Annotated in this window: 2 protein-coding genes; both read right to left on the reverse strand. The window is 61.0% G+C overall.

The genetic code is table 11. The features are described 5' to 3' along the window. Nucleotides 1-8: 8 nt before the first annotated feature. Nucleotides 9-1034: an IS3 family transposase gene (locus DDA93_RS16040; RefSeq protein WP_207771377.1), complete on the reverse strand. Its 1026-nt coding sequence runs from the start codon at nucleotides 1032-1034 to the stop codon at nucleotides 9-11. Continuing rightward, nucleotides 1031-1501, reverse strand: coding sequence for a hypothetical protein (locus DDA93_RS16045; protein ID WP_116779315.1), 471 nt, complete (start codon nucleotides 1499-1501; stop codon nucleotides 1031-1033). Before DDA93_RS16045 ends, DDA93_RS16040 begins: the two co-directional genes overlap by 4 nt. Nucleotides 1502-1576 lie beyond the last annotated feature (75 nt).

Genomic DNA, 1576 nt, shown 5'->3' on the forward strand with positions numbered 1-1576 from the left:
GGTATGTGTCAACCTGTTTGTGACAGGTTGGTTGGGTTTGTTGGTTTGTTGATCCATGCTTCGGTTGGTGGTGTTTTAGCGACCGGTGGGTGGTTGTAGCGCTCGGGGTAGTAGCGGTGATGTTGATTGAGTAGGGCTTGGCGTTTTCGGTGGGCTGCGGTTGCGGTGCCGGTGTGCACGGATTCCGGGGTGTAGCCATTGAGCCCGGAATGCCGGTGGGCGGTGTTGTAGTCGTTGAAGAACCAGGCGCAGTACGCGCGGGCTTCTTCGAGGTCATCGAAGCGGCCGGGGAACTCTTTGGAGTACTTCACGGTTTTGAATAATGCTTCCGAGTAGGGGTTGTCGTTGGAAACCATCGGCCGTGAATACGAGGCTGTGATGCCCAGACTGGTCAGTAGATCCCTGGTGGTTCCGGCCCGCATGGGCCCGCCGTTGTCGGCGTGCAGGACATCCGGGATAGCCCCGGTGGTCTTGACCGCATCGTGGATCAGAGCTGCTGCCAGGGTTTTGTCTTCGATAGGTTCCACCCGCCAGGACACAACGAAGCGGGAGTAGACATCGATGATGGTGTAGAGCTTCAGCGTCTGTCTGCCGGGGCCCCTCAACGTGGTGATGTCCCAGGACCAGAGCACATCCGGGGCGGTGGCCTGGTGTCGTGGGACCGTGCGCGGTTTCCGCGGGGCCTGGTCCCGCCGGTCGCCGTGGTGACCGGCGGCCCGGGCGATCCGGTGGAAGCTCGAGAGAGAGCATAAGTAGATCCCGTTATCGAACATCCTGTGCCACGCCTGGTGGACCGAAAGATGACCGTATTCGTCGCTGTTGAGCCCCTTCAGCACCAGGGCCCGTTCCCGGGCGCCCAAAGCGTGTGGCTGGAACCTATCCCTGTGAGCTGGCCCCGGAAGCGCACCCGGTCGGGCTGGGCTGAGCCACCGGTAGTAACTGGCATGAGTGACACCGGCCAGCTGGCAGGCCCGGCGGACCGCCCAGCCTTTCGCGGCTAAGGCTGTCACGACGCCCATCACGGCGTCCTTCATTCCTTGTGACGGCCGGGATGCCGGCGGAGCCATTCCGGCATCCCGGGCTCTGGATCCGGGGCTTTCTCCGGTTCCTGCGACGCCGCGCTTCTGGCCATGGAGTCCAGAAGCGCGGAAGCTTTTCCCAGGATCTCCACCGCAGCCTCAGATTGTTGAACCCGTTTTTCCAACGCCGCGTTCTCACGGCGAAGCCTTTCCAGTTCCAACCGTTCCCGTGTATTCATCCACCGATTCCTTTGACTGCCGGATACAGCCTCCACGTCAGCAGGGCCACTCTCCGGTGCGGTTAACAGGCCATCGGAGCGGGCATCCATCCATTTACGAACCCCGCCGGCGCTGACCCCCACAGCACGATAAAACGCTGCCCGCGCGCCATGGTCAAGACACTTGTCATGTTCTTGCAACAACAACCAGCGCTCCTCCGCACTGAAACGATGATTCTTCGAAGGACGATCAGGAATATCCATAATGAACTCCAGTCCCCACCCCGACAATCAGGCCAGTGAGCACCAAAGTGTCTCACCCAAGGCTGACATACAGGG

This window comes from Arthrobacter sp. Bz4, assembly GCF_003075455.1.
GTDB lineage: Bacteria > Actinomycetota > Actinomycetes > Actinomycetales > Micrococcaceae > Arthrobacter_D.

What these genes read in the sequence shown, in the direction of transcription:
- DDA93_RS16045 (WP_116779315.1), bottom strand. Translation starts at nt 1,501, where the DNA reads ATGGATATTCCTGATCGTCCTTCGAAGAATCATCGTTTCAGTGCGGAG.
- DDA93_RS16040 (WP_207771377.1), bottom strand. Translation starts at nt 1,034, where the DNA reads ATGAAGGACGCCGTGATGGGCGTCGTGACAGCCTTAGCCGCGAAAGGC.